At 73.6% G+C, this 6,503-nt stretch carries 6 protein-coding genes; 4 read left to right on the top strand and 2 right to left on the bottom strand.

From position 1 onward, the window contains the following. Nucleotides 1–40: 40 nt before the first annotated feature. Nucleotides 41–532, bottom strand: coding sequence for a GNAT family N-acetyltransferase (locus ASF82_RS07290; protein ID WP_056055273.1), 492 nt, complete (start codon nucleotides 530–532; stop codon nucleotides 41–43). Nucleotides 533–706: 174 nt separating this feature from the next. Beyond that, a complete protein-coding gene (locus tag ASF82_RS07285) occupies nucleotides 707–2,338 on the bottom strand; it encodes a threonine/serine exporter ThrE family protein (protein ID WP_235491186.1) in 1,632 nt (543 codons plus the stop codon). Between the two features lie 252 nt (nucleotides 2,339–2,590). Here ASF82_RS07285 and ASF82_RS07280 point away from each other — a divergent pair, with 252 nt between their 5' ends. The 4 genes from ASF82_RS07280 (at nucleotide 2,591) to ASF82_RS07265 (ending at nucleotide 6,490) form a co-directional block, all read left to right on the top strand. Continuing rightward, nucleotides 2,591–3,745: an SDR family oxidoreductase gene (locus ASF82_RS07280; RefSeq protein ID WP_056055270.1), complete on the top strand. Its 1,155-nt coding sequence runs from the start codon at nucleotides 2,591–2,593 to the stop codon at nucleotides 3,743–3,745. Nucleotides 3,746–3,947: 202 nt separating this feature from the next. Further along, entirely contained in the window at nucleotides 3,948–5,078 is a 1,131-nt protein-coding gene (locus ASF82_RS07275; protein ID WP_056055266.1) for a DUF475 domain-containing protein, read from the top strand. Nucleotides 5,079–5,255: 177 nt separating this feature from the next. Next, nucleotides 5,256–5,849: a TerD family protein gene (locus ASF82_RS07270; RefSeq protein ID WP_056055264.1), complete on the top strand. Its 594-nt coding sequence runs from the start codon at nucleotides 5,256–5,258 to the stop codon at nucleotides 5,847–5,849. 59 nt (nucleotides 5,850–5,908) lie between these two features. Beyond that, nucleotides 5,909–6,490 (top strand): TerD family protein, encoded by a 582-nt coding sequence (locus ASF82_RS07265; protein ID WP_056055261.1) that lies wholly within the window; start codon nucleotides 5,909–5,911, stop codon nucleotides 6,488–6,490. Nucleotides 6,491–6,503 lie beyond the last annotated feature (13 nt).

Here is a 6,503-nt window from a genome sequence, read left to right as displayed (position 1 = left end):
CGCCCGGGCCGCGGGAGACCCGCTCTGCGGGCCTCCCCGATCACCGCAGGCGCAGCAGGAGGGTGTCGGAGTCGCCGTCGCGGCCGGCGGGGACGAAGCCGCGGTGCTCGTAGAGGGCACGCGCCGGGTCGTTGCCGTCCTCGACCGAGAGGCTCAGGCCGGGCAGGCCGGCCTCGCGCGCGTGGGCGACGAGGGCGTCGAGCAGCTGCCCGCCGAGACCGCGACCACGGTGCGCGGGCGCCACGCCCATGCTGAGCTCGGGGACGTCGTCGGCGACCCAGCCGTAGCCGCGGTCGCGCTCGTCGAAGGTCCGCCACCAGGCGGCACCGGCAGGGTGCCCGTCCACGACCGCCACGCGCCCGGCGTCACCGGCCCGCGGCCAGCCCGCCACGTAGTGCCAGATCTCGGGCCTCTGACGGAGGCCCGCGCGGTCGAGGCCGTCGGGCTGGCCCCGCCAGGTGAAGGCCTGGAACAGCACCTCGGCCAGGAACTCGGCGTCGTCGGCCGTCGCGGCACGGAGCTGGGTGGTCACGAGCGCCTCCTGGGGGTCCGGCCGCGCCGCGGTGCACGACCGACGCCAGGCTAGCGACCCCGCTGCCCGGCCCGGCCGGACCCGGCCCGTGGTGCCTGACGACCAGCCCAGCCCGGCCCGCCGGCCCGCGGGCTGCCGCTGCCGCCGCGCGCCGCGCCGCGCCGCGCAGCGCGCTCAGGTCGGCGGGACGGGCGGCACGGCCGGCGCCGGCGGCACGATCGCGATCGGCGACGTGTCGAGCCGCTGCGACTGAACGACGACGCGCTTCGTGCGGCGGCGCAGGTAGCGGCGCGCGCCGGGCGTCGCGAGGAGGCTGCCGAGCACGAGCCCGGCGCCGATCGCGAGCGTCGTCGACATCGAGGCGACGAAGTCGACCGCCGCGCCGTCGGTGCCCGCCATGAAGTTGAGCAGTGCCGACGCCACCGCCAGCGAGGGCAGCAGCGAGCCGCAGAACGCCGGCACCGCGATCGCCGTCGCCGAGACCCGCAGCCGCGCCGCGACCACCGTGCTGAGCGCCCCGAGCAGCACCGCGACGAGGAAGGTCGCGCCGAGCAGCGGCAGCCCGAGCTGCTTCAGCCCCCAGAGCGACACGGTGCCGACGATCGCGACCCCGATCGCGACCGGCATCACGCGCGCGTTGGCGCCCTGCGTCACCGCGGTGGCCGCGGCGGCGAAGAAGGTGGTGATGAGCAACAGCCAGATCGGCAGCGACCGCAGGGTGATGTCGGTCGGGTCGACCTCGAGCGCGACGCCCGAGGTGAGCGCGAGGCCGCCGGGGATCCCCACGACGATGCCCGCCACGATCAGCACGATCACGAGCGCGCGCGACACGGCCATGGCCCGGAACCCCGAGATGGCGTCCTGCGCCCAGGTGACGATCGTCACGTGGGGCAGGATGAGCACGACCACCGCGGCCACCATCGCCGCCGCGCTGCCCGCGGGCATCGCCCCCGCCCAGATCGCGAGGGTGCCGAGGGCGGCGACGCAGGCCGACTGCAGCACGACCGCGAAGAACTGCGGGATCCCCTTGCGCGCGAGCCAGCGCCCCAGCGTCATGACGCCGATCATCAGGACGAAGGCCCCGACGGCGCCGACGATCGAGCCGCCGGCCTGCAGCGAGACCGAGACGCCGAACAGGCCCATGGCCCCGTCGGTGATCCACGACGGCCACCGCGGCGGCGACTGCAGCACCTCGACCAGGCCCTCGACGGCGCTCGTCATGTCGCGGTCGTCGTGCAGCAGCTCGTCGACGATCTGGTAGACGAGCGACAGCCGGTGCAGGTCGCTGCCCTCCGCGCTCACCACGCGCATCTTGACGAGCGGCGGGCCCTCGGCCGGCGCGTACTGCAGCGTGATCGCGGTGCCCGTGATGTCGAGCTCGAGCGGGGCGAGGTTCCACTTGGTGCTGACGGCGACGATGGCCACCTCGACCGTGCGGACGTCGGCGCCGGAGGCGAGCATCACCTCGCCGAGGTCGAGGCAGAAGTCGACGATCTGGCGGGGCGAGTAGAGGTCGCCGAGCCGGCCGTGCTGCGGGGTCGTGCCCTCGTAGATGGTGCCGCGCAGGCGGGCGCGGACGTCGCGCATCTCCTGCGGGTTCACCCGGCGGCGGCGCTGGCGGGCCGGGCGGGCGGCGGGCTTGCCCACGGCTGCGGCCGCGTCCGGGCGGCGCGGGGGCGGCGGCGCCGACGGGTCGCGGAGCGGCGCGCCCGAGGCCGGGGTCACCGCGGTCGCGGGCGAGGGCGCGGACGTCTCGGGCGCGACCGGCCGCGGCGGCGGGTCGTACGCGCGGGGGCCGTCGCTCACGGCCGGGCCCCCGAGGAGGCGCGGGTCGGGCCGCCGAGGCCGGCGAGGGTCGTCGAGGTGGTGCTCAGCGCGATCAGCGCTCCGTTCGGTCGGGCGACCGAGCGGATCGGTCTGGCGGGTCGGCCCGGGGGCGTCCCTCCACTGTAAGCGCGACCGGGGGACGGGTCGTCGACCGTGGGGCGGCCGGTAGGGCGACGCGCCCGGGCGGGGCTGTGGGGGAACACGGAGCGGCGCCGCGTACTTTCACGACACGTGACCGACAACACGACCACCCCCACGACCACCGGCCCGTCGACCGAGGGCGAGGCGGGGCCCGGCCCCGCCCGCGCCTCCGGCGAGGCCGACCGCACCGCGCTCGTCGTCGGCGCCAGCGGCATCACGGGCACCGCGCTCGTCGAGGCGCTCACGCGCGACGGGTGGGAGGTCCTCGCGCTCTCGCGCCGCGCCTCCTCCGCCCCCGGCGTGCGCGGCGTCGCCGCCGACCTGCGCAGCGCGGAGAGCCTGGCCGAGGCGCTCCGCGACGAACGGCCGACGCACGTCTTCTTCACGGCGTGGTCGCGACAGGAGACCGAGGCCGAGAACATCGCCGTCAACGCCGGCATGGTGCGCGACCTGCTCGCGGCCCTGGCGCACGCGCCCCTTCAGCACGTCGCCCTCGTCACCGGCCTCAAGCACTACCTCGGGCCGTTCGAGGCGTACGCGGCCGGCGAGATGCCCGACACGCCCTTCCACGAGGAGGAGCCGCGGCTCGACACCCCGAACTTCTACTACGCGCAGGAGGACGAGCTGTTCGCGGCCGCCGAGCGCCAGGGCTTCACCTGGTCGGTGCACCGCTCGCACACGGTGATCGGCTACGCCGTCGGCAACGCCATGAACATGGGGCTGACCGTCGCGGCCGCCGCCACGCTCAGCCGAGAGCTCGGCCTGCCCTTCACCTTCCCCGGCAGCGAGACGCAGTGGAACTCGCTCACCGACATGACCGACGCGGGCCTGCTCGCCGACCACATGGTCTGGGCCGCCACCGACCCGGCCGGCGCCGACGAGCCGTTCAACGTCGTCAACGGCGACGTGTTCCGGTGGCGCTGGATGTGGCCGCGCCTCGCCGAGCACCTCGGCGTCGACCCCGCCCTCGTGCAGGGCTACGAGGGGGCGCCGCGCCCCTTCGAGCAGCAGTTCGCGGGGCGGGAGGCCGACTGGGCCGAGATCGCCGGGCGCCTCGGCCTGGCGGAGGCCGACCTCTCCCGGGTCGCCTCGTGGTGGCACACCGACGCCGACCTCGGCCGCGAGATGGAGGTCGTGACCGACATGGGCAAGAGCCGCGAGGCCGGCTTCCTCGGCTTCGTCCGCACCGAGACCGCCTTCGCCCGGCTCTTCACCCGCTACCGCGAGGCGCGCCTCATCCCGTAGCCCCGCGCTCCGGCGGGCCCGGCCGGCCTCGGCCGACCACCGGCCCCGCCCGGCTGCACGATGTGCACGACCGCCGTGCCGAGCCCGCGGCACGCCCATATACTCGGCGGGTGCCCGGGCCGACCGCCGGGGCACCCCGTGGGGGCCCGGGCCCGCACGGTCACGAGCAGGCCGGCACGACCGGCCGAGGGGGAGTCGCCAGGTGTTCTTCAAGACGTTCGCGGGGTCGCTGGTCGTCACGGTGCTGGCCCTCGCGGTGGGCTTCGTGTACGGCGGCGTCGAGGCGCTGATCCTGGTCGCGGTGCTCGGCATCCTCGAGATCAGCCTCAGCTTCGACAACGCGGTGGTCAACGCCCGCATCCTCGAGCGCATGAGCGCCTTCTGGCAGAAGATGTTCCTCACCGTGGGCATCCTCATCGCCGTGCTCGGCATGCGGATCCTCTTCCCTCTGCTGATCGTGGCCGTCACGGCCCAGCTGAACCCGGTCGAGGCGATCCGCCTGGCTCTCGAGCAGGGCAGCATCGAGGAGCCCGGCACCTACGCGTACATCCTCAACGACGCGCACCCGCAGATCGCGGCCTTCGGCGGGATCTTCCTGCTCATGCTCTTCCTCGACTTCATGTTCGAGGACCGCGACATCCGCTGGCTGAAGATCCCCGAGCTCGCGTTCGCCTGGGTCGGCAAGCTGAGCAGCGCCTCCGTCGTCATCGGCCTCGTCGCCCTCGTCGTCGCCTCCCTCGCGGCGGGCGAGAAGCAGGCCGTCGTGCTCGTCGCCGGCGCGCTCGGCATGGTCGCGTACTTCCTCGTCACGGGCCTCGGCGCGCTGTTCGACGTGTCGGACGACGACGACGACCAGGACATCGACCCCGAGGAGGTCGCGGCACGCGCCGAGCGCATCAGCGCCGGCGGGCCGCGCAACACCGGCGGCAAGGTCGTGGGCCGGGCGGCCTTCCTGCTCTTCCTCTACCTGGAGGTCATCGACGCGTCGTTCTCGTTCGACGGGGTCATCGGCGCGTTCGCCATCACGAGCGACCCCATCCTCATCGCGCTCGGCCTCGGCCTCATCGGCGCGATCTTCGTCCGCTCGCTCACGGTCTTCCTCGTCCGGGCCGGCACGCTCGACGACTACGTCTACCTCGACCACGGCGCCCACTGGGCGATCGGCGCGCTGGCCACGATCCTGCTCGTGTCGATCAGCGTCCACGTCAACGAGGTCGTCACGGGCCTCATCGGGGTCGTGTTCATCCTCGCCGCGTTCGCGTCGTCGCTGGTGCGCAACCGGCGCGTGGCGCGCGAGGAGGCGGCGGAGGCGCCGGTCACGGCCTCCCGCTAGCGGCCTCCGGGGGCCGTTCCGCGCCTCCCCGGTCACAGGGCTCCGACAGCTGCTCCATCGCCCGCGGTCAGCACCAGCCCAGGTCGTTCGGACAGGATGTCACCAGTCACACAGGCAACGAACAGGAGGAGCGGGCCTCGCGGCAGCTCTCCACCACGATCATCGAAGGAGAACATCATGGGTCTGAGCTTGCAGAAGGGCCAGTCGCTGAGCCTCAAGAAGGCCGACGGCGGCCAGCTGTCGAAGGTGCGCCTCGGCCTCGGCTGGGACAGCGCGACGCCGGCCAAGAAGGGCTTCTTCGGCGGCCTCAAGAAGGAGGCCGACGTCGACCTCGACGCCTCGGCGATCTTCTTCGACGCGAACGGCGCGGTGCTCGACCTCGTCTGGTTCCAGCAGCTCGCGAGCAAGGACGGCTCGGCCCGGCACACCGGCGACAACCTCACCGGCGAGGGCGACGGCGACGACGAGACGATCATGATCGACCTCACCCGCGTCTCGCCGAGCGTCAGCCAGATCGTCTTCGTCATCAGCAGCTACAGCCGCCAGACCTTCGACCTCGTCAAGAACGCGTTCTGCCGCGTCGTCGACGACTCGACCGCCGGCAGCCCCGAGGTCGCGCGCTACCAGCTGACCGACTCGGGCACGCACACCGCCATGATCATGGCCAAGGTCGCGCGCACGCCCGAGGGCTGGACCTTCACCGCCATCGGCGAGCGGGCGAACGGCCGGGCCGTGCCCGAGCTCGTCGGCCCCGCCGCCGCCGCGCTCTAGGTCGTCGGCCGAGCCGACAGCGCCCCGCACCAGGCACCCCGCACGGAAGGAACACATCGATGGCGAGCCTCACCCTCTCCAAGGGCCACAACCTTTCCCTCTCCAAGGCCGACCCGACCCTGAGCCGTGCCGTCGTCGGCCTCGGCTGGGACCCGCGGACCACCGCCGGCCAGGCCTTCGACCTCGACGCCTCGGCGCTGCTGCTCGGCGCCGATGGGAAGGTCCGGTCGCAGGACGACTTCATCTTCTACAACCAGCTGGCCACCCCCGACGGCTCCGTCGCCCACCTCGGCGACAACCGCACCGGCGAGGGCGACGGCGACGACGAGCAGATCCGCATCGACCTGTCGCTGCTGCCCCCCGACGTCGACCGCATCGTCATCTGCGTCACGATCGACCAGGGTGACGTCCGTCGGCAGAACTTCGGGCAGGTGCGCGACGCGTTCTGCCGCGTCGTCAACGAAGACACGGGGCAGGAGGTCGTGCGCTACGACCTCAGCGAGGACGCCGCCTCCGAGACGGCCATGATCTTCTCCGAGATCTACCGGCACGGCGCCGAGTGGAAGTTCCGCGCCGTGGGCCAGGGCTACTCCACCGGCCTCTACGGCATCGCCACCGACTTCGGCATCGTGCTCGACTGAGCCAAGGCCGCAC

This window comes from Frigoribacterium sp. Leaf164, assembly GCF_001423665.1.
Lineage (GTDB): Bacteria > Actinomycetota > Actinomycetes > Actinomycetales > Microbacteriaceae > Frigoribacterium > Frigoribacterium endophyticum.
Note: the sequence above shows the minus strand (reverse complement) of the source record. Positions and strands in the feature narration are given on the sequence as shown.

Excerpts from the sequence above, each read along its gene's own strand:
- ASF82_RS07265 (WP_056055261.1), top strand. The coding sequence starts at position 5,909 with ATGGCGAGCCTCACCCTCTCCAAGGGCCACAACCTTTCCCTCTCCAAG.
- ASF82_RS07270 (WP_056055264.1), top strand. The coding sequence starts at position 5,256 with ATGGGTCTGAGCTTGCAGAAGGGCCAGTCGCTGAGCCTCAAGAAGGCC.